Raw genomic sequence first — 19,606 nt, forward strand, 5'->3', positions numbered from 1 at the left:
ATTTAGGTTTGCGCGGTCAATGGTTCCGGTGTTCATGATGCGGATCAACGCCGTCTTCCGCCGGCCCGACTAAGCTGCTGGCAACGTTCCACGGACATTCCCCCATGGCGTCACCTCCCCTGCCCGCGCTGCTTGCCGACGCACAGGGCTTCTCGCTGCAGATCCTCAGCCTGTCCGGTGAACTGTGGAACGGCGAGGTGCGCGAGGTGAGCATGCCCGGCAGCAACGGCCGCTTCGGGGTGATGGCCCGGCACGCACCGCTGCTGGGCACGCTGCGCGAAGGCATGGTGTCGGTGTATCCGCTCACGGCCGAACCGCCGCTGCACGTGTACGTGTCCGGTGGCTACGTGGAAGTGCAACCCGGCAAGGTGATCGTGATGGCCGACCTCGCCCTGCGCAGCGATGATCTCGACGAAGCACGCGCACGGGTGGCCGCAGAGGCCGCACGCTCACCGATGGCACAGGCGTTCACCGACGAGGACTACGTGCGCCTGCACGCCGAGCTGATGCACCAGCGCGCCCTGCAGCTGCGCGGGCTGCCCTGGAAATAGCAACCCCGCCTTCACGCGAGCCCCACATAGACGTGCTCATGCTGAACAGGCGGTAGTGATAGATGACGCATACAAGATGTTGCATGGATACAGCGGCCTTTGGACCGGAGGATTCGGTCCCTCGCTGATCCTGGTACGACGTTGTGGTGCTACGGGGGTCGTGCGGTCCACCCAGTTCCGTTTCGGAGTCCAGTCATGACAGCCATTACCCCATGCGGCCCGCGCCGCATGCTCGTTACGGCCATCGCCGTGACGCTTGCGACCCTGCCCCTTGCTGCAGCAGCAGCCACGCTCACCGGCCCCGGCAGCACGCACACCATCCAGCCCGGCGACCTGCGTGAGGACTGGACCGTGTCCGACGGCGCCGAACTCACCATCGCCGCCGGTGGCCTGGCAGGCCCTACCCAGGTCGACAACGCGAGCGTGATCGGCACCGACGTGGACATCAGCGGGCTGTTCGGGATCCGCGTCGCCAACGGCGGCAGCGCCGACATCAACGGCGGCACGATGACCTTCACCTCTCCCTTCGCCGACGCTGGCGGGGTCTCGTCTGGCAGCACCATGGGCATCAACGCGGTGACCGTCACTTCCGCCGGGCGCGGCTTCAACGCCACCGGCGACGGCAGCGAACTCACGTTGACCAACACGACCATTACCGCCGGCGGCGAAGCGCTGCAGGTGGACGATGGTGCACTGCTGGTGTTGGACAACGTACAGGCCAGCTCGGATGGCAGCGCCAGTGGCGCGCTCGGCTACGGGCTGGACATGGCCGGCGGCACCGCCCGCGTCAGCAACAGCACGCTGTCGGGCTCGCTGGCCGGGGTGGCCATGACCGGCGGCGAGCTGGTCATGGACGCCTCGACGATCACATCCAGCGGCACCGCGCTGTCGATGGTCGGCACCGGCACGGCCGGGCCTGCCGCAACGCTGTCGGGTTCCGAGGTGGCCGGCACCACCGGCGCCACCGTCACGCGCGGTGCCAGCCTCACCCTGGCGGGCAGCCAGGTGCGTGGCACGGCGGGCAGCGGCAGCGGCGCCAACAACGGCGTGGGCGTGGCGCTCAACAATGCCACGCTGGTCGTCTCGCAGGGCAGCACCCTGGAGGGCAGCAACAGTGCCCTGTCGATCACCGGCAGCGCGGCCGGCACCAGCAGCGTGGTGGTGGACCAGTCGCGCCTTGTCTCGACCAACGGCCCGGCGATTGTCATGCCGCAGTCCGGCAATGCCGACCTCCGCATCGCCAACGGCTCCACCGTCGAGGCCGGCAACGGCGTGATCCTGCAGGTGGGGTCAGGCGCTACGGCCAACCTGGAGGTGGTCGCCTCCGCGCTGGTCGGCGACATCATCGGGCAGACCCGCGGGACCAGCAGCGCCGAGGTCAACATCGCGCTGGGCGAAGGCGCATCGCTGACCGGCGCGATCGTCAACGGCACCACGGTGGCACTGACCGACGCGCAATGGCGACTGACCGGCGACAGCACGGTGCAGGACCTTTCCATGGGGAGTGGTTCGCTGCTCCAACTAGGCGATGGCAGCAGCTTCAACACGCTTGAGGTCGCCGGCAATTACGTCGGCGACGGCGGCACACTGCTGTTCAACACGGTGCTGGCCGGCGACGACGCGTCGTCCGACCGGCTGCTGATCGAGGGTGATACCAGCGGCACGACCAACGTACGGGTCAACAACGTGGGCGGCGCCGGGGCGCAGACCAGCCAGGGCATCAGCCTGATCGAGATCGGCGGGGCGTCCAACGGCACCTTCGACCTTGCCGGGCGCGCGGTGGGCGGCCAGTACGAGTACTTCCTGTTCAAGGGCGCCGCCGACGGCAACTGGTACCTGCGCTCGGAACTGCCCGACCCGTGCGACGCCGACCCGACCCAGCCCGGCTGTGTCGATCCCGAACCCGATCCCTGCCTGATCGATCCGACCGCGCCGGGCTGCGTGGATCCCGAACCGGACCCGTGCGCGATCGATCCCACCCTGCCCGAGTGCGTCGACCCCGAGCCGGTGCCGGTGCTGCGGCCGGAACCGGGCGCGTACCTGGCCAACCTGCAGGCGGCTGAAGGCATGTTCCGGCTCGGCTACCACGAGCGCCATGCGGGCCAGAACAGCGGGCGTGCCTGGGTGCGCGTGGATGGCGCGCGCTCGCGCTTCGATGCCGACAGCCGCCAGCTCGACGTGCACGGCAGCAGCCAGGCCCTCAGCGTCGGCACCGATCTGCTACGCACCCCGCAGGGCAGCGCGTTCGGGGTGATGCTGTCCAGCGGCAATGCGTCCAGCACCTCCACCAGCGCCCTCACCGGGTATTACGCACGCGGCAAGGTGCGTGGCGCTGCGCTGGGGGTGTATGCAATGTGGCGGGCCGCCGTCGATGGCGACCCCTACACCGGTTTCTACCTGGACGGCTCGGTGCAGCACGCGCGCTTCTCCAACCGGGTGGAAGGCGCCGCGCTGGCCACCGAACGTTACGACACCCGCGCCTGGCAGGGCGCGCTGGAGGCGGGCCATGCGTTCCGCCTCGGCCGCGGCGAACACGGCGGCGTGTTCATCGAGCCACAGCTGCAGGTGGGCTACACGCGCTGGAACGATGTGCGCCATCTTGAACAGAACGGCACCCTGGTCACCACCGAGGACGCCAACGGTACCTTCGGCCGCGTGGGTGTCCGCCTTTCCGGCGTGACCCGCTGGGGCGGCCAGGCGGCCAGCGTGCAGCCCTTCATCGCCGCGCACTGGATCCGCACCGGCGCCGACGCCCGCGTGCGCATGGACGATGAGCGGGTGGACGCCCGCATCCCGCGCCACCGCGGTGAGTTCAGCGCCGGCGCGTCACTGGTGTTCGCCAACGGGTTTGGCGCGTGGGCCGGGCTGTCGCTGCAGCAGGGCCAGGGCTATTTCCAGCGCAGCGCGCAGCTGGGGCTCAGCTACCGGTGGTGAGCGGCGGGGACAACAGGCCGCGCCGTTTGAACCACGCTTCCAGCGGCAGCGTCACCAGCGGCGGCACTGCTGCCAGCAGCGCCAGGCCGGCGGCCCACCACGGCCAGCGCAGCTTCACCGCCGCCAGCACGGTGACCACCACGTAGACCATGAAGGCCACGCCATGCACCGGCCCGAACAGCGCCACGCCGGCGGTGGTCGGCTCGGCGGCGTGGTACTTCAGGTACATGCCGACCAGCAGCCCGGCCCAGGTAAACGCCTCGAACAAGGCGACAACGGCAAACACACGACCCATCGGGTGCAACGGTACGGAAGCGCGCAAGACAGTCTCTGCGGGGGCGACAAGGCCGCCCATCATACCGGCTTGGCGCGAATGCGACGCTTTCGCACTCAGACGAACATGCCGCCCGACGCTTCCACGCGCTGCGCGTTGATCCACGCCGTACGCGGCGACAGCAGCGCGGCAACCACCGGCCCGATATCGTCCGGCTTCCCTGCACGACCCAGCGCGGTGTTGCCGGCCACCATCGCATTGATGTCGGCGTTGTCACGCACGTGCCCGCCGCCGAAGTCGGTTTCGATCGCGCCCGGCGCCAGCGTGTTGGCACTGATGCCGCGCGCGCCCAGTTCCTTCGCCAGGTAGCGGCTGAAGACTTCGATGCCGCCCTTCATCATCGCGTAGGCGGAACTGCCCGGCAGCGAGAAACGGGCCAGGCCACTGGACACGTTGAGGATGCGGCCGCCATCGGCGATCAGCGGCAGCAGCGCCTGGGTCAGGAAGTACGGCCCCTTCAGGTGCACGGCGACCAGTTCGTCGAACTGGGCCGGGGTGGTGTCGGCGAAACCGGCATACAGGCCTTCGCCGGCGTTGTTGAACAGCCCCTGCAGGCCGGTCGCGCCCCAGGCCTGCAGTTGTGCCTGCACGGCTTCGGCGAAGCCGGCAAAGCCGGCGCTGTCGGCCATGTCCAGCGGCAGCGCGGCGGCACGCCGGCCCAGCGCCTGGATCTGGGCGACCACGGCGTCGGCCGCATCCGCCCGGCTGCGGTAGGTAAGCAGGATATCGGCGCCGTCGGCGGCCAGCGCCAAGGCGGCATTGCGGCCGAGGCCGCGGCTGCCGCCGGTGATCAGGACAACGCGTGAGGGGGAGTGGGACATGGGGTGCTCCTGGCTGAGGTGTGACGCCAGACTATTGGCATTGCGCCATCACATAAACCGCGCCATCCTGATTTGACTGTCCAGCCAGAGCGAACAATCCATGGACCGCCTCGACCACCTGCGCAGCTTCCTGCGTGTTGCCGAACTGGGCTCGTTCACCGCCGCTGCCGAGCAGCTGGGCCTGCCCAAGGCCAGCGTGTCGCTGGCCGTGCAGCGGCTGGAAGCGGAAGTGGGCGTGCAGCTGCTGCACCGGACCACGCGCCGGGTGCGACTGACGGCCGACGGCGCGCAGTTCCAGCAGCGCGCCCGCGACCTGCTGGACGACATGGACGATCTGCAGGGCATGTTCCGCCGCGACACCCAGCTCAAGGGCCGGCTGCGGGTGGACATGTCCAGCGGGCTGGCCCGGCAGCTGGTGATTCCCCACCTGCCGGACTTCCTGGCCCGGCACCCGGGACTGGAGATCGAGCTGAGCGGCACCGACCGCCGCGTCGACCTGGTCCGCGAGGGCTTCGACTGCGTGGTCCGGGTCGGTCCATTGGACGACAACACGCTGGTGGCGCGCCCGCTGGGGGTGATGCACATCGTCAATTGCGCCAGCCCGGCGTATCTGGCGGCACGGGGGGTGCCGTACGCGCTGGAGGACCTCTCCCACCATGCGCTGGTGCATTACGTGGGCACGCTGGGCCAGCGCTCGCCGGGCTTCGAATACCACGACGGCCAGGCCTACCGCAGCGTGCCGATGCGCGGCGCGATCACGGTCAACAGTGGCGAGGCCTACAGTGCGGCGGCGCTGGCGGGGCTGGGCATCATCCAGGTGCCGCGGCTGGGCGCACGCGCGGCGCTGGCCGCCGGGACGCTGGTGGAAGTGCTGCCGGCGTGCGTGGCCGAGCCCATGCCGGTGACCCTGCTGTACGCGCAGCGACGGCATCTGCCACGCCGGGTGGCGGCGTTCATGGACTGGATGGCGGCGCTGCTCACGCCGGAGCTGCAGCGGTTGGACTGAACAGGAACCCGCAGATACACGCACACTCATGCACATTCACGCAGCGGATCGTGTACAGTCCGCCCATGACGACTCCCGACACCCTTCCCGGCGAACGCCAACAGACCATCCTGCGCCTGTTGCGCGAACAGGGCCGCGTGTTTTCGGCCCAGCTCGCGCTGCGGATGGAGGTGTCGGAGGACTCGATCCGACGCGACCTGCGCGAGCTGGCCAGCCAGGGGCTGTGCCGGAAAGTCCACGGCGGTGCACTGCCGGCAGCAGTGGAATTCCCTCCCCTTCCCGCACGCCACGCGCAGCAGCCGGCGCAGAAGCACGCGTTGGCCGTGGCCGCCGCCGCGTGTGTCCGCCCGGGTGAGCGCATCCTGCTCGATGCCGGTTCCACCAACAGCGCCATCGCCGCGTGCCTGCCGCAACAGCAGGGCCTGCATGTGATCACCAATGCCCCCGACATCGCCCTGGCGCTGCTGGCGCGCGGCGCGATCGAGGTGACCCTGATCGGCGGGCGGCTGGATCCCCGCGCCGGCGCCTGCATCGGTGCGCAGGCGCTGGAGACGGTGGCCGGGCTGCGCGCGGATGTCTGTTTCATCGGCACCTGCGCGGTCGATGCCGAGGCGGGCCTGTGGGCCATCGATGGCGAAGAAGCCCCGCTCAAGCGGGCAGTGCTGGCGGCGAGCAGCCGCTGCGTTGCAGTAGCCACCAACGACAAGCTCGGAACGCAGGCCGCCTACCGCGTGGGCGGGGTCGAGCAGATCGGCCTGCTGGTGATCGAGCATGACGCGCCTGACGCGCAGGTGGCGGCATTCGCGCGTCGTGGCGTCGATATCCAGCGCGCTGCACCGTACTGAGGGTGCCGTGATGATCGATTCCGCTCTTTCCGCGCGCGGCACGCGCGCCGAACAGCACGCCACCCGCGCCGCGTTTTTCCTGCCGGGTTTCGCTACTGCGGCATGGGCACCGCTGGTGCCGTTCGCCAAAACCCGTACCGGGCTGGATGAAGGCTCGCTGGGGCTGGTCCTGCTGTGCCTGGGCGCCGGTTCGCTGCTGGCGATGCCGTTGGCCGGCATCCTGGCCGCCCGCCATGGCTGCCGCGCGGTGATGATCGCCACCCTGCTGATGGTGATGGCGAGCCTGCCGCTGCTGGCCATCGCGCCCTCGCCGTGGACGCTGGGCCTGGCCCTGTTCGTGTTCGGTGCCGGTGTGGGCGCCTGCGATTGCACCATGAACATCCAGGCCGTGATGGTGGAGCGCGACAGCGGGCGGCCGATGATGTCCGGCTTCCACGCCTTCTACAGCATCGGCGGTGCGATGGGGGCCGCTGCGATGACCGCGCTGCTCGCGCTGCGGCTGCCACCGCTGTGGGTGTGCATGCTGGCCTCGATGGCGATGGGGGTGCTGCTGGCGGTTTCAGTGCCGTACTGGCGGCGTGACCGCGCCCCGGGCAACGCGCCGGTGTTTGCAATCCCGCATGGCGTGGTGCTGGCGATCGGCGTGCTCTGTTTCGTCGCCTTCCTTGCCGAAGGCGCCATGCTCGACTGGAGCGCGGTGTTCCTGCATGAAGTGCAGCAGGTGCCGCCGGACCGCGCCGGCCTGGGCTTCATGGCCTTCGCCGTCGCCATGACCCTCACCCGCCTGATCGGCGACGGCGTCGTGGCGGAACTCGGCCGCCTGCGCGCGATCCTGCTGGGCAGCATCGTGGCCGCGGCCGGCTTCGGCATCGCCACCGTTGCCAGCGCCCTGCTGCCGGCCCTGCTCGGCTACGCCCTGATCGGCCTGGGCTGCGCCAACATCGTGCCGGCGCTGTTCTCCATGGCCGGCAACCAGAAGACCATGCCCGAAAGCCTGGCCATCCCCGCCATCACCACGCTGGGCTACGCCGGCGTGCTGGCCGGCCCGGCCCTGATCGGCTTCGTCGCCCAGGCCAGCAGCCTGGTAACGGCCTTCTGCCTGGTGGCCGCTGCCCTGCTGCTGGTCGGCATTACCGCACGCTGGGTGAGGGCGTAGGCCCACGCCCAGCGTGCCTGCAACGCTCACTGCGCCAGCGCGTAATCGATTGCCGCGCACACCGCCGCCACCTGGGCATCGTTGCACTGCTGCGGGGTCGCACGCGGGCTGTCCGGGTACACCTCGGTGGTGGTGGTGAAGCGCGCGCCGGTGATGCTGGCGCACAGCCCCAGCTTCTTCAGCGGATACTCGATCACGCCCGGTGCCACCACCGGCGAACCGATGATTTCGTTTCTGTCATCGTCCGGGGCGATGTGGGTCACCTGCTCCACCGCCGCGTTGACCGCCTGCTGGAACGCCGGCTGCGGGTTTTCGGTGTCGTCAACCAGGTAGAAGCCGTCGGGGATCAGGCCCGGTTCGAACGGCTTGCCATCGCGCGCGGCCAGCGCCGGCCGGAACTCGCTTTCGTCGCTGTCGGTGGTTTCGTGCAGGTCGATGTGCAGCACCATGCTGTCACGCAGGGGGGCCACCAGCGCCATCAGCGCCGCCGATTCCTGCGCCGGGCTGTCGGCCACGAACGAACGGTTGGGGTCGATCGCATCGGCATTCCAGCGCTGGATGCGCTCATAACCCCACGGACTCACGCACGGGGCCACCAGCACGTTGGCGCGACCGGCATAGCCCGCCGCGCGCGTGGCCAGGAACTGCAGCGCGCCTTCCACGCCACTGGTTTCGTAGCCATGAACGCCGCCGGTGACCAGCACCGACGGCAGCGCCGGGTTCCAGTCGCGGCTGCGCACGGCGTACAGCGGGTACACGTGCGGCGCGTAATCGAGCGTGCCGTACTGGACCACGTCGAAGCGGTCGCGCAATGCGTCGATGACCGGCAGCACGTCGTCGGCATAGCGGCGCACGGGCACCTGCCGCGTCCGCCATTCCGCCTTCTCTGCGGCGCCCCAGGGCTGGCCGGGGGTGCCGATGGGATAGAAACGGGGGTCGGTCATGGCGGGCTCACGGCTGCGGGAGAGCGGGGATTCTAGCGCCTTCAGGTGCTGCGGGCTGCCACGCACGGCGTGGCAGCACGGGACCTTGCCGTTACGGCTTCAACAGGACCTTGCCGTTGCGGCCGGGCTGCAGACTGGCCTTGGCGGCCTCCGCAACCTGGTCCAGGCCGAACACCGCGTCCACCGGCAGGCTCAACCCGCCCGCCGCCGCCAGCCTCAACAGTTCACCGACCAGGCGGCGCTTGTCTTCCGCCGCCATCGCCTGGCTGACCTTGCTGCCCCAGAAGCCCTTGACCGTGGCCTGCTTGAAGATCACCTCGCCCGAACCAATCTGCATCGGCTCGCCGGTCATCGAGCCGAACGACACCAGCGTGCCGTTCTCGCCCAGCAGGCTGACCAGTTCACCGCTGGCCTTGCCGCCGACCGAATCCACCGCCGCCGCCGCGCCGCCCTCGCCCAGCTGGGCGCGCACCTGCGCCAGCCAGTCCGGCTGCGCGGTGGAGACCGTGTGGTCGATGCCCAACGCCTGCATTTCCGCCACGCCGTCATCGCGCCGCACCAGGTTCAGGCAATGCACGCCGCGCGCCTTGGCCAGCATCGCCAACGCCTTGCCGACCGCGCCGTTGGCCGCGTTCTGCACGATCCACTGGCCCTTTTCCACCTGCAGGAACTCAAGCAGCATCAACGCGCTCAGCGGCATCGCGATCAGCTGCGCGGCCATGTTGTCGTCGATGCTGTCCGGCATCGGGATGACCATGCGTGCCGGGGCCATGAAATACTCGGCCCAGGTACCGTGCACCGAGGCCGCGCTGACCCGCTGGCCCACCTCCAGGCCGGTCACGCCCTCGCCCAGCGCCTCGATCACGCCGGTGGCTTCGCTGCCACCGATCGCCGGCAGCGTGGGCTTGTAGCCGTACTGCCCGCGCACGGTCCAGAGATCATGGTTGTGGATGGGTGCCAGCACGGTACGCACCCGAACCTCGCCCGCCCCGGGCTGTGGGGTCGGCGCCTCGCCACCGTGCAGGACCTCGGTGGGATCGCCAAACTGTTCGTGCAGTGCTGCGCGCATGGTGTGTTCTCCTCTTCAGCGACGGTGGCGGTGTGCGGCAACCACGCCCGCGCGCGGCGCGCGCCAGGCCCGCGTCCGCAGCAGCAGGGTCTGCAGGACCAGCAGCGCGGCCACGGCCAGGGCCAGCACGGCCACCGTGTCGGCACCGGGTAGGCGCCAACTGGATTGCTTCACGTAGACCCCGACCAGCGCCCACAGGACCGCCGCCGGATACGCGAAGTGCCCGCGCAGGCGGTGGTTCATCACCCAGGCCAGCAGCGTGGCGATGGCCAGCAGCACCACGCTCCACGACAGCATGTTGCCGGTCGGCAGCCACTGGTAGGCCACGATGACCTGCGCGGTATTGAGGAAGGCGGCCATGGTCAGCCAGCCGGCGTGCAGGGCCAGCGGATAGGCGGCGAAGGCGCGCTGCCCGGCACTGGCGGTGAGGGGAGCGGCGCGCACGGCCGCCACCAGCAGGCACGCCAGCGCGCCCCAGATGATCGCCAGCGCCGGCAGGAACAGCTGCTGGGAAAACACCGGCATCCACGCCGCGGTGAGCGCGAAACCCAGCGCCGCCCATCCGCGTACGGCGGCGTTGTCATCCGGCCGCCGCAGACGCAGCTGCCACAGTCCGAACGCCAGGTCCCACAGGAAAATCAGGCCCCAGATCGAAAACGCGTACCCGGCCGCCACCAGCAGCGTGGGATAGCGGTCCGATATCGCACCGTTGGTTGGACCGAACATCCCGGTCTGGGACAGCCATGCCACCAGCGGCATGGCCAAGGCGGCCAACACGACGATCCAGCGCATGCATCTGCTCCTCTCAAAGAGCGCCGACCATACGCGGTCTGCGGTTAAAACGGTGGCACGGTCAGCCCAGCGCGTGCGGCGCGTGGCCTGCGTGCAGCGTCGCCAAGGCGCCGGTGCCGCCCACGAAATGGCGCACGATCGGCGCATGCTCGTTGCGGTGCAGCGCGCGCACCTGGTCCTGCAGGGCGCGGTCCTCGGCGGTCACCCGCTCATGCTGGCGCAGGTGTTCCAGCCAGGATGCGGTCACGAAATATTCCAGGTGCACGCCCGGGCTGGCCACGTCTTCGGCCACGCCCCAGATCACCGCGCCGTCGCGACGACGGGTACGGCCCAATGCGCCGAGCAGGTGGTGGAACACGACGCGGTCGGCATCGTCAACGTGGTATTCCACCGTCACCAGCACCGGGCCGCGATCATGCGTCACCGGTACCGCCAGCTCGGGCGCCGGCCAGTGCCCGGTCGGGCGCAGGTCGAGTTCCTCACTGCCGGCAATGCGTACGCGCCACACCAGCAGGCCGCCCACCACCGCGCCGATCGCCGCCAGGGTCAGTGCCCAGGAAATCGACGTACGCTGGGCAATACTGCCCCAGCTCAGGCCACCGGCGGCCATGCCCAGCGAGAACACCATGATGTACAGCGACAGCGCGCGGGCGCGCACCCACGCCGGCACCGCTGTCTGCGCGGCAATCTGCAACGAGGACAGCACCGTGATCCAGGCGAAGCCGTTGACCAGCATCGCCAGCGGCAGCAGCGCCATGTGCCGCAGCCAGGCCAGTCCAAGCAGGCTCAGCGCGCAGGCCAGCGTGGCCAGCAGCACCAGCAGGTCGCGGTCCAGGCGCGCGCGCAGCTTCGGCAGCAGCAACGCGCCGCTGACCGCGCCGATGCCGATGCAGCCCAGCAGCAGCCCATAGGTTCCGGCACCGCCGTGCATCTCACCGCGCACCACCAACGGCAGCAGCGCGGTCACCGCGCTGGCGAAGAAGAAGAATCCCGCCGATTTCACCAGCACCGCCTGCAGGCGACCGGCGCGCAGCGCATAGCGCAGGCCGGCGCGAAGCCCGGCACCAAAGCCTTCCGGCGGCAGGTGGGAGGCCTGCGGGTCAGGTGTCCAGTTGAACAGCACCCACGCCATGGCCGCAAAACTGACCGCATTGAGGCCGAACGCCCAGCCCGCGCCCAGCTGCGCCACGATCAGCCCGCCAATGGCCGGACCCAGTGAACGCGCGATGTTGATGCCGATCGAGTTCAGCGCCACCGCCGAAGCCAGCATCGGCCGCGGTACCAGTTCGGACACGATGGCGGCCTGCGCCGGCATCGCCATCGCCGCGCCGCAGCCCATCGCGAAGGTCAGCGCCACCAGCAAGGACGGGGTCAGCAGCTGCAGGCCGGTCAAGGTGGCCAGCGACGCCGCCACCAGCAGCATCCAGCCCTGGGTGAACAGCAGGTAGCGTCGGCGGTCGACGATATCGGCCAGGGTGCCGGCCACCAGCGCCAGCAGCACCACCGGCACCGTGGTCGCCGACTGCACCAGTGCCACCATCAACGGCGAGCCGGTGCGCTCTGCCATCACCCATGCCGCCGCGACGTCGTTGACCCAGGTGCCGACATTGCTGCCCAGGATCGCCAGCCACATGGCGCGGAACAGCCTGATCTTCAGCGGCGACCAGGCACCGGGGGCGCTGCTTTCGTGTGTTTCTACCATTGCCATGCTCCTGCTACCGATGCAAACAGGGTGTCGCGGCCGCCGGCGTCGCGCAGGCCCGGGCCCGCGTCGAACCAGGCCAGCTGGCCTTTCCAGGTCCAGTGGTCGCTGGCCTGCCAGGTGGTTTCCCACTTGTACTGCTGGCCGATCCGGCGCGGCGTGCCGGCCGTACCGGGCACGGCGGTCAACGGCGCCGGGGTGGTGTACACCGCGTCGCTGCGACGGTGCTTCCAGGCCAGCTGCCAGCCGATCTCTGTGCTCAGGCCCGGGCGCGGGGTCAAGGTCAGCGTCGGCTGCAGGTCCATCAGGTTGGCCGGTGCCAGCAGACTGGCTTCGCTGAAGTACGCCGACTTGGGGTACATCGCGTTGAAGGTGTCCAGACGACCATCGTGCGCGTCACGGTCGCCACTGGCGATGTCCAGCTTGATGCCCAGGCGCGGCTGCCAGCGATGCCCGGACCAGCGCAACCCGCTGTCGCTGGCCAGGGTCCAGGCGCGGATCGCCAGATCGCCCTGCGCGCGCGACAGCGTGCCCCGCTGCGCCACCAGCTCGAGATTGGTGTCCCAGCGCGGACGCAGCACGAACCAGCGCGCGCCCAGCGAGGTGCGGCGCTCATCGCCCAGCGCACTGGCAAAGCGCGCGCCACTGCGGCCATACCCCAGCAGGTACAGGTCCAGCCCGTTGCCGGGCCGTGCGCCCTGCCACGTGGCGTAACTGCCGACCAGGAACTGACCGTGGTCGCTGCGGTCATCGAAGGCACCCATGCGGTTATCGACCGGGCGCAGCGCCATCACGTCCAGCATCAGCGCACCCTGCTGCCAGCGGCCGCGCACGCCGTCGAAGGCCAGCCGGATGTTCGGGCCATCGCGCACCGACAACAGGCGCGAACTGCCATAGGCCGCCTCCTGCCGCCCGAGCTGCCAGGACAGGCGCTCACCGTGCCAGCGCAGGTAACCCTGCTGCAGGTCCAGCGCACCGCGGTCGGTGCCACCGGGCCCGCCATCGCGGCCCTGCTCGGCGTGCACGCCCAGCTGCACCCTCCCTTCCCAACGTTCCCGTGTGACGGTCACCGACGTCAGCGCCCGCAGCAGGCCATAGCCATCTTCGCGCCCCTGGATCCCGAAGCGGGTCGGGTCGTAATACATGCCGCGCAGGCGCAGGGACGCATCCAGCTGAACCTCGCCACCGCCCGCCACCGCGATGCAGCGCCCCGCCCCATCCGGCGTGCACGCGCGCGCCAGCGTCGGTACGGACAGCGCCAGCGCCAGGCTCAGAATGCGAAGCACGAACATCCCAGCGCGCCCCAGAACGCGTTAGGCGCGTCGGTCGGCACCGCATGCGCTGCCGCGTGGCCGTGGCCATGGGTGCGGCAGGCACCTGCGCCGTGACTGTGACCGTGACCGTGTGCGTGTGCCGCCAGCCCGGTCGCCGCGCCGCCGACGTGGTAACCGCCAAAGCGGTTGACCGGCGACCAGTCCGGCATCGCCGGCGGCAGTGTCGGCGCGAGCGGGCCGAAGTCACCGTCGCCATGCACCACCCGTCCGCCGACCACGGTCAGCACGCTGGTGATATCGGCAATGGCGGCGTCATCCACCGCGAAGAAGTCCGACGAGAGCACGCAGAAGTCGGCCAGCTGGCCCACCGCCAGGCTGCCTTTGCGGTCGTCGTCGCCGGAGAACCAGGCGCTGCCCCGGGTCCACAGGCGCAGTGCTTCCTCGCGCTCCAGCAGGTTTTCCTCGCCGTACAGCGCCAGCCCGCCCACGGTGCGGCCGGTGACCAGCCAGGACAGCGCTACCCACGGGTTGTAGCTGGCCACCCGGGTGGCATCGGTACCGGCGCCGACCGGCAATCCGGCCTGCAGCATGCGCCGCACCGGCGGCGTGTGCCGCGCGGCCTCCGCGCCATAGCGCTGCACGAAGGCCTCGCCCTGGTAGGCCATGCGGTGCTGGATCGCCAGGCCGCCGCCGAGCGCGCGGATGCGGTCGATGTTGCGCGGGGTGATGGTTTCGGCGTGGTCGATGAACCAGTGCAGGCCGTCGAATGGAATCTCGCGGTTGACCTGCTCATACACGTCCAGGATGCGGGTGATGCTCTCGTCGTAGGTGGCGTGGATGCGGAACGGCCAGCGCTTTTCCACCAGCAGCTTCACCACCTCGGCCAGTTCCGGCTCCATGCCCGCAGGCAGCTCGGGGCGCGGCTCGTTGAACAGTTCGAAGTCGGCCGCGGAGAACACCAGCATTTCACCCGCGCCGTTGTGGCGCAGCAGGTCATCGCCCTGGCGCGGTGAAAGCATTTCACTCCACTGCTGGAAATCACGCACCTCGCTGCCCTTGTTCTGGGTGAACAGGTTGTAGGCGATGCGCACGGTGAGGTCGCCATCACGATGCAGCTGTTCGATGACCTGGTAGTCCTCCGGGTAATTCTGGAAGCCACCGCCGGCGTCGATCACCGAGGTGATGCCCAGCCGGTTCAGTTCGCGCATGAAATGCCGGGTTGAATTGGCCTGGTACTCGATCGGCAGGCGCGGCCCTTTGGCCAGGGTGGCGTACAGGATCAGTGCGTTGGGTTTGGCCAGCAGCAGGCCGGTGGGGTTGCCCAGGCTGTCGCGCGCGATCTGCCCGCCGGGCGGATCCGGCGTGTTGCGGTCGTAGCCGCAGGCACGCAACGCGGCACGGTTGAGCAGCGCGCGGTCGTACAGGTGCAGCAGGAACACCGGCGTATCGGGGGCGATGGCGTTGAGCTCTGCCAGGGTGGGCAGGCGCTTTTCAGCGAACTGTTCGGCGGTGAAGCCGCCGACCACGCGCACCCATTGCGGCGCGGGGGTAATGTCGACCTGCGCCTTGAGCATCGCCATGGCGTCGGACAGCGAGCGCAGCCCGTCCCAGCGCAGCTCCAGGTTGTAATTCAGCCCGCCGCGGATGAGGTGGGTATGGCTGTCGTTGAGACCAGGCACCAGCCGGCGACCGCCCGCGTCGATCACCGTGGCGCCGGTGAGTCCGGCGCGTACCTCGGCCTCGGCGCCGATCGCGGCGATGCGTCCGTCGATCACGGCCAGTGCATCGGCCTGCGGCAGGCGCGGGTCCAGCGTAGTGATGCGGGCATTGCGGATCAGCAGCGGGGTCATGGGGTTCTCCGGTGAGGTAGCCAGCGCGCGGCCGGCCAGGCCCAGCGCCATCGCGGCGCCGGCACCCAGCAGCAGCTCGCGGCGGGCAGGCGATTGCGGATCAGGGGACATGGCCGGCGCTCCGCTCAGGGGGACTGCAGCGCCAGGGCGCCAGGCCCGGCCAGGGCGATGGCGCACAGCGCCAGCGTCCAGAACACGGGGTACTCAACGCCGCCGCGCATCCAGAACCAGCCCTTGGGAAGGGCCAGCACGGCGGTGGTGGCCAGGAACAGCGCGGCGACCGAGGCCGCCATGCGGGTCTGCCACCCCAGCAGCACCGCCACGCCGCACAGCACCTGCAGCACCGCCAGCAGCAGCGGTGCCGGTGCCGGTGCGGGCAGGCCGAACCCGCGCAGCTCGTCGGCGAAGCCGGCCAGGCCGGGGCCGTCGAACCAGCCGAACAGCTTGCCCAGCGCGTGGGGCAGCAGGAAGCCGCCGGCGCCCAGCCGCAGCACCAGCAGCCCCAGGTCCAGGCCGGTGGTACCGGCGGCCATGCTCAGTGGCCGCCTTCCTGCGCGCCGAACATCGCTTTGGCGTACTGGATGCCCAGGCCGTAGCCGCCGGCGTGTTCGCGGGCGATGCCGGTGGTGAGGTCGTAGGTGGCCGAGCGGCCCCAGTCGCGCTGCAGTTCCAGCAGGTACTGCACCGCGGTGATCGGCACCGCGCCGGCCTGGACCATGCGGGTCACCGCGCGCTCGTGCGCTTCGTCGCTGACATCGCCGCAGGCATCGGTGATCACGTACACCTCGAAGCCCTGCTCGATCGCCGACAGCGCCGGGCCGACGATGCACACGCTCGTCCACAGGCCGGCCAGGACCAGGCGCTGCCTGCCGATGCGGTTGATCTCATCGATCACCGGCTGGTCTTCCCAGCTGTTCATGGTGGTGCGGTCGAATACCTTCTGGCCCGGGAAGATCGCCGGCAGTTCGGGGAACAGCGGGCCGGAGAACGATTTTTCGGCCACGGTGGTGAGCACGACCGGCACCTCGAATCCAGCGGCGCCCTTGGACAGCAGCGCCACGTTGTTGCGCAGCGCGGCGATGTCGATGGTGCGGGTGGCGAACGCCATCTGCGACTGGAAGTCGATCAGGACGAGCGCGTGGTTGGCGGGCGACAGCAGCGAGGTGCCGGGAACGGCGGTGGCGGTGGTCATCGGAAATCCTTGCGGAATGAGTACGGCCATGGTGACCGTCGGCCCGCCGATGCCCTACCCCCCTTGGGTGGTGGCCAGCGCTACTCTTTTGGGGGAGGCGCGCCGGCCGCCACCCCCGAATGGGGAGTCATGCGCTTGCCGCGTCCTGCGACAATGCCGGATCACCACGCCCCCACACGCCGGGGCTGGCGGCGCATTACTGGAGACTCCGCATGACGGCTGCACCCCCACCGATCGGCATCCTGGTGGTCGACGACCACCCCCTGCTGCGCGATGGACTGGCGGCGCTGCTGGGCCTGCAGCCCGACATGCGCCTGCTCGGCGAGGCGGCCGACGGCGAGGCGGCGGTGGCCCAGTACCTGGCGCTGCACCCGGACGTGGTGCTGATGGACCTGCAGCTGCCCGGCGTGGACGGCGTGGAAGCCATCACCCGGATCCGGCAGCACGATCCACGCGCCCGGATCATCGTCCTGACCACCTACCGCGGCGACGTCCGCGCGGTGCGTGCATTGCAGGCCGGCGCCAGCGGCTACCTGCTCAAGGACATGCTGCGGCACGAACTGGTGGACACCATCCGCACCGTGCACAGCGGCAGGCGCGCCGGCATTCCGGCGCCGCTGGCGGCCAGCATTGCCGCGCACGTGGTCGAAGACAGCCTGTCCCCGCGCGAAACCGAGGTGCTCGGGCACGTCGCCTGCGGCCGCTCCAACAAGGGCATCGGCGAGCGCATGCAGATCTCCGAACAGACCGTCAAGGCACACATGAAGAACATCATGGAAAAGCTGGGCGCCCGCGACCGGACCCATGCGGTGACCCTGGCGCTCAAGCGCGGCATCATCAGTCTCGACGATGCCGGCGGCGCCGACGCCGCCGGCTGACGTCACCGCCGGCGCACCACCAGGCTCATCGCCGCGGTGGCCACCGCCAGGCCGGCAACGCCGCTCCAGCCGAAGCGCGCCAGCGCTACCGCGCCGAGGGCGCCACCGGCGGACATGCCCAGGAACACGCCGGTGAACAGCAGCGCGTTGAGCCGGCTGCGCGCTTCCGGCGCCAGGCCGTAGACCAGGGTCTGGTCGAGACCAGCGCGGCCTGGAAACCGAAATCGAACACCACCGCGCTGATGGCCAGCAGCGGCAGCACGGCCGCCCGCGGCAGCCACCGGTCCAGCAGCAGCAGCGCGAAGCCCGCCAGTGCGATCAGGATGGCGATGCGCGCTACCGCATGGCTACCCAGCCGGTCGGCCCAGCGCCCGGCCAGCGGGGCGGCCAGCGCACCGGCGGCGCCGGCGATGCCGAACGCGCCGGCCACCGCACTGCCCAGCTGGTAGCGGGTGTGCAGCATCACCGCCAGGGTCGACCAGAACGCACTGAAGCCCACCGCCAGCAGTCCCTGCGCCAGCATCGCGCGGCGCAGCTGCGGTTGCCCGCGCCACAGGTGCAGCAGTGACCGCAGCAGCGCCGGGTAGCCCAGCGAGGTGGTGGGGGCCAGGTGCGGCAGTTCGCGGGCCAGGGCCAGCGCCATCGCCACGACCGACGCCGCCGCGATGCCGAACATCGCCCGCCAGCCCAGCGCCTGCGCCACCAGCCCACTGGCCACCCGCGAGAGCAGGATGCCCAGCAGCAGGCCGGTCATGACCTTGCCGACCACGGCGCCACGCTGGTGTTCGGGTGCGAGCATCGCTGCGGTCGGCACCACGTCCTGCGCCACCGTGGCCATCAACCCGACCAGCAGGCTGGCCAGCAGCAGCGACGGCAGGCCGCCGGACACGGCAGCGCCCACCAACGCTGCGGCCAGCAGCAGGGATTTGAGCAGGATCAGCCGGCGCCGGTCGACCCGGTCACCCAGCGGCGCCAGCAGCAGGATGCCCAGCGCGTAGCCCAGCTGGGTCAGGGTGGGCACCATGCCGGTGGCCTGCGCATCGCTGCCCAGGCCAGTGGCGATCACCCCCAGCATCGGCTGGCTGTAATAGATCGACGCGACCGAAAAGCCGGCGCCGGCCGCCAGCGCCACGATCAACCGCGCCGGGACGCCCGTCCGTTCGGCCGCCACGGCCCCCATATGCACGCTGGACATGATCCACTCCACGAAACAGTAAGTGGCGCAAGGATCGCGCCTGGAGCAACAGGCGTGTAGTAGGCTTGAGTACATATCCGTCATACGAAGGTTGCATGGCCACCCCCTCCCCGGTCGTCGGCGCGGACCGGATCGACCTGCTGCATACCTTCGTCCGCATCGTGGAAAGCGGCAGCCTGTCGGCGGCTGCCGCGCAGCTGGGCACCACCCAGCCCACGGTCAGCCGCCGCCTGCAGGCGCTGGAACGGCTGTTCGGCCTGCACCTGATCCAGCGCTCGACCCACCGCATGACGCTCACTGCGGACGGCGAGCGCTGCTATGCGCACGCGCGGACGCTGGTCGACGAGTGGGAGGCCATCCAGGCCGACCTGCGCGGTGAACGCGAGGTGCCGCGCGGGCGGCTGCGCGTGGTGGTGCCGCACGCCTTCGGCCAGGCCCAGCTGCTGGACCCGATGCTGCAGTTCCTGGCGCGCTACCCGCAGGTAACCCTGGAATGGATGCTGGAAGACAGCCCGGTGGACTTCATCGCCGACAGCATCGACTGCGCGATCCGGGTCGGCGGCGTGGACCAGCCACAGCTGGTCGCGGTGCCGCTGGCGGAGGTGCCGCGCATCGTCATCGCCGCCCCTGCGCTGGTCGGCGCGGCCGATCCGCATGACCCGTCCCTGCTGCCGCAGCTGCCGTGGATCGCGCTGACCACGTTCTACCGCGAACGGTTCAGCCTGCTGCCTGCGGGCGGCGGCCCGGCGCTGCGGATCGACATCCAGCCGCGCCTGCTCACCGACAACCTGTTCGTGGTGCGCCGTGCCGCGCTCTCCGGCCTCGGCGCGGCGGTGGTGTCGTCATGGCTGGTCGCCGACGACCTGCGCGAAGGGCGCCTGCTGCAACTGGTGCCCGGCTGGGAAGCGCCCCCGCTGCCGGTCCACCTGGTGTTTCCCTCCACGCGCCAGATTCCTTCGCGGCTGCGCGCCTTCATCGACACGATGAAAGCCAGCCTGCCGCAGACGCATGGGATGCGATCGCTGGACTGACCCCGGCCGCACCCCTCAAGTTTGCACCGACT

Annotated in this window: 18 protein-coding genes; 7 read left to right on the top strand and 11 right to left on the bottom strand. The window is 70.1% G+C overall.

What is annotated here, in order from left to right:
- Window positions 1–104 precede the first annotated feature (104 nt).
- The gene (gene atpC, locus ACIGII_RS05650) at window positions 105–551 is read left to right on the top strand and encodes an ATP synthase F1 subunit epsilon (protein WP_399634493.1); all 447 of its coding nucleotides are present in this window, start codon (window positions 105–107) and stop codon (window positions 549–551) included.
- Window positions 552–746: 195 nt separating this feature from the next.
- On the top strand, window positions 747–3,485 hold the full coding sequence (locus ACIGII_RS05655; protein WP_399634492.1) for an autotransporter outer membrane beta-barrel domain-containing protein: 2,739 nt from the start codon (window positions 747–749) through the stop codon (window positions 3,483–3,485).
- Here ACIGII_RS05655 and ACIGII_RS05660 read toward each other — a convergent pair.
- Window positions 3,469–3,780 carry a DUF3817 domain-containing protein gene (locus ACIGII_RS05660; protein WP_399634692.1) on the bottom strand — a complete coding sequence of 104 codons (312 nt, stop codon included), beginning with the start codon at window positions 3,778–3,780 and terminating at the stop codon, window positions 3,469–3,471. The two genes, ACIGII_RS05655 and ACIGII_RS05660, sit on opposite strands and share 17 nt — an antisense overlap.
- 95 nt (window positions 3,781–3,875) lie before the next feature.
- On the bottom strand, window positions 3,876–4,640 hold the full coding sequence (locus ACIGII_RS05665; protein WP_399634490.1) for an SDR family NAD(P)-dependent oxidoreductase: 765 nt from the start codon (window positions 4,638–4,640) through the stop codon (window positions 3,876–3,878).
- Window positions 4,641–4,740: 100 nt separating this feature from the next.
- Between ACIGII_RS05665 and ACIGII_RS05670 the strand changes: the two genes are divergently transcribed.
- The 3 genes from ACIGII_RS05670 (at window position 4,741) to ACIGII_RS05680 (ending at window position 7,647) form a co-directional block, all read left to right on the top strand.
- A complete protein-coding gene (locus tag ACIGII_RS05670; protein WP_399634487.1) occupies window positions 4,741–5,646 on the top strand; it encodes a LysR family transcriptional regulator in 906 nt (301 codons plus the stop codon).
- A gap of 65 nt (window positions 5,647–5,711) precedes the next feature.
- Complete coding sequence (locus ACIGII_RS05675; protein ID WP_399634486.1) at window positions 5,712–6,491, top strand: DeoR/GlpR family DNA-binding transcription regulator; 780 nt, start codon at window positions 5,712–5,714, stop codon at window positions 6,489–6,491.
- A gap of 10 nt (window positions 6,492–6,501) precedes the next feature.
- Window positions 6,502–7,647, top strand: coding sequence for an MFS transporter (locus ACIGII_RS05680; RefSeq protein WP_399634484.1), 1,146 nt, complete (start codon window positions 6,502–6,504; stop codon window positions 7,645–7,647).
- 26 nt (window positions 7,648–7,673) lie between these two features.
- Here ACIGII_RS05680 and ACIGII_RS05685 read toward each other — a convergent pair whose 3' ends face one another.
- From ACIGII_RS05685 to ACIGII_RS05720, 8 genes are all read right to left on the bottom strand, one after another.
- Window positions 7,674–8,591 (bottom strand): M14 family metallocarboxypeptidase, encoded by a 918-nt coding sequence (locus ACIGII_RS05685; RefSeq protein WP_399634483.1) that lies wholly within the window; start codon window positions 8,589–8,591, stop codon window positions 7,674–7,676.
- 91 nt (window positions 8,592–8,682) lie between these two features.
- The gene (locus ACIGII_RS05690; RefSeq protein WP_399634481.1) at window positions 8,683–9,660 is read right to left on the bottom strand and encodes a zinc-binding dehydrogenase; all 978 of its coding nucleotides are present in this window, start codon (window positions 9,658–9,660) and stop codon (window positions 8,683–8,685) included.
- 15 nt (window positions 9,661–9,675) lie between these two features.
- Window positions 9,676–10,452 carry a hypothetical protein gene (locus ACIGII_RS05695; protein WP_399634480.1) on the bottom strand — a complete coding sequence of 259 codons (777 nt, stop codon included), beginning with the start codon at window positions 10,450–10,452 and terminating at the stop codon, window positions 9,676–9,678.
- A gap of 61 nt (window positions 10,453–10,513) precedes the next feature.
- Window positions 10,514–12,154, bottom strand: coding sequence for an MFS transporter (locus ACIGII_RS05700; RefSeq protein ID WP_399634478.1), 1,641 nt, complete (start codon window positions 12,152–12,154; stop codon window positions 10,514–10,516).
- On the bottom strand, window positions 12,148–13,446 hold the full coding sequence (locus ACIGII_RS05705) for an alginate export family protein (RefSeq protein WP_399634477.1): 1,299 nt from the start codon (window positions 13,444–13,446) through the stop codon (window positions 12,148–12,150). The genes ACIGII_RS05700 and ACIGII_RS05705 overlap by 7 nt, the downstream gene beginning before the upstream one ends.
- Window positions 13,425–15,278, bottom strand: coding sequence for an amidohydrolase (locus ACIGII_RS05710; protein ID WP_399634690.1), 1,854 nt, complete (start codon window positions 15,276–15,278; stop codon window positions 13,425–13,427). Before ACIGII_RS05710 ends, ACIGII_RS05705 begins: the two co-directional genes overlap by 22 nt.
- A 125-nt stretch (window positions 15,279–15,403) precedes the next feature.
- Complete coding sequence (locus ACIGII_RS05715; protein WP_399634475.1) at window positions 15,404–15,811, bottom strand: DoxX family protein; 408 nt, start codon at window positions 15,809–15,811, stop codon at window positions 15,404–15,406.
- Window positions 15,812–15,813: 2 nt separating this feature from the next.
- The gene (locus ACIGII_RS05720) at window positions 15,814–16,470 is read right to left on the bottom strand and encodes a hydrolase (RefSeq protein ID WP_399634474.1); all 657 of its coding nucleotides are present in this window, start codon (window positions 16,468–16,470) and stop codon (window positions 15,814–15,816) included.
- 212 nt (window positions 16,471–16,682) lie between these two features.
- Here ACIGII_RS05720 and ACIGII_RS05725 point away from each other — a divergent pair, with 212 nt between their 5' ends.
- Window positions 16,683–17,348, top strand: coding sequence for a response regulator (locus ACIGII_RS05725; RefSeq protein ID WP_399634473.1), 666 nt, complete (start codon window positions 16,683–16,685; stop codon window positions 17,346–17,348).
- Between the two features lie 85 nt (window positions 17,349–17,433).
- Here the strand turns inward: ACIGII_RS05725 and ACIGII_RS05730 are convergent, their stop codons facing one another.
- The gene (locus ACIGII_RS05730) at window positions 17,434–18,543 is read right to left on the bottom strand and encodes an MFS transporter (RefSeq protein ID WP_399634471.1); all 1,110 of its coding nucleotides are present in this window, start codon (window positions 18,541–18,543) and stop codon (window positions 17,434–17,436) included.
- A 95-nt stretch (window positions 18,544–18,638) separates the two neighbouring features.
- Here ACIGII_RS05730 and ACIGII_RS05735 point away from each other — a divergent pair, with 95 nt between their 5' ends.
- A complete protein-coding gene (locus tag ACIGII_RS05735; RefSeq protein WP_399634469.1) occupies window positions 18,639–19,574 on the top strand; it encodes a LysR family transcriptional regulator in 936 nt (311 codons plus the stop codon).
- Window positions 19,575–19,606: the final 32 nt, after the last annotated feature.

It is taken from the genome of Stenotrophomonas sp. NPDC077420, assembly GCF_044543385.1.
Classification (GTDB): Bacteria; Pseudomonadota; Gammaproteobacteria; order Xanthomonadales; family Xanthomonadaceae; genus Stenotrophomonas.

Bases quoted from the DNA above. Each gene is read 5' to 3' on its own strand.
- atpC (WP_399634493.1), top strand. From the start codon at position 105: ATGGCGTCACCTCCCCTGCCCGCGCTGCTTGCCGACGCACAGGGCTTC.
- ACIGII_RS05655 (WP_399634492.1), top strand. From the start codon at position 747: ATGACAGCCATTACCCCATGCGGCCCGCGCCGCATGCTCGTTACGGCC.
- ACIGII_RS05660 (WP_399634692.1), bottom strand. From the start codon at position 3,780: ATGGGTCGTGTGTTTGCCGTTGTCGCCTTGTTCGAGGCGTTTACCTGG.
- ACIGII_RS05665 (WP_399634490.1), bottom strand. From the start codon at position 4,640: ATGTCCCACTCCCCCTCACGCGTTGTCCTGATCACCGGCGGCAGCCGC.
- ACIGII_RS05670 (WP_399634487.1), top strand. From the start codon at position 4,741: ATGGACCGCCTCGACCACCTGCGCAGCTTCCTGCGTGTTGCCGAACTG.
- ACIGII_RS05675 (WP_399634486.1), top strand. From the start codon at position 5,712: ATGACGACTCCCGACACCCTTCCCGGCGAACGCCAACAGACCATCCTG.
- ACIGII_RS05680 (WP_399634484.1), top strand. From the start codon at position 6,502: ATGATCGATTCCGCTCTTTCCGCGCGCGGCACGCGCGCCGAACAGCAC.
- ACIGII_RS05685 (WP_399634483.1), bottom strand. From the start codon at position 8,591: ATGACCGACCCCCGTTTCTATCCCATCGGCACCCCCGGCCAGCCCTGG.
- ACIGII_RS05690 (WP_399634481.1), bottom strand. From the start codon at position 9,660: ATGCGCGCAGCACTGCACGAACAGTTTGGCGATCCCACCGAGGTCCTG.
- ACIGII_RS05695 (WP_399634480.1), bottom strand. From the start codon at position 10,452: ATGCGCTGGATCGTCGTGTTGGCCGCCTTGGCCATGCCGCTGGTGGCA.
- ACIGII_RS05700 (WP_399634478.1), bottom strand. From the start codon at position 12,154: ATGGTAGAAACACACGAAAGCAGCGCCCCCGGTGCCTGGTCGCCGCTG.
- ACIGII_RS05705 (WP_399634477.1), bottom strand. From the start codon at position 13,446: ATGTTCGTGCTTCGCATTCTGAGCCTGGCGCTGGCGCTGTCCGTACCG.
- ACIGII_RS05710 (WP_399634690.1), bottom strand. From the start codon at position 15,278: ATGACCCCGCTGCTGATCCGCAATGCCCGCATCACTACGCTGGACCCG.
- ACIGII_RS05715 (WP_399634475.1), bottom strand. From the start codon at position 15,811: ATGGCCGCCGGTACCACCGGCCTGGACCTGGGGCTGCTGGTGCTGCGG.
- ACIGII_RS05720 (WP_399634474.1), bottom strand. From the start codon at position 16,470: ATGACCACCGCCACCGCCGTTCCCGGCACCTCGCTGCTGTCGCCCGCC.
- ACIGII_RS05725 (WP_399634473.1), top strand. From the start codon at position 16,683: ATGACGGCTGCACCCCCACCGATCGGCATCCTGGTGGTCGACGACCAC.
- ACIGII_RS05730 (WP_399634471.1), bottom strand. From the start codon at position 18,543: ATGTCCAGCGTGCATATGGGGGCCGTGGCGGCCGAACGGACGGGCGTC.
- ACIGII_RS05735 (WP_399634469.1), top strand. From the start codon at position 18,639: ATGGCCACCCCCTCCCCGGTCGTCGGCGCGGACCGGATCGACCTGCTG.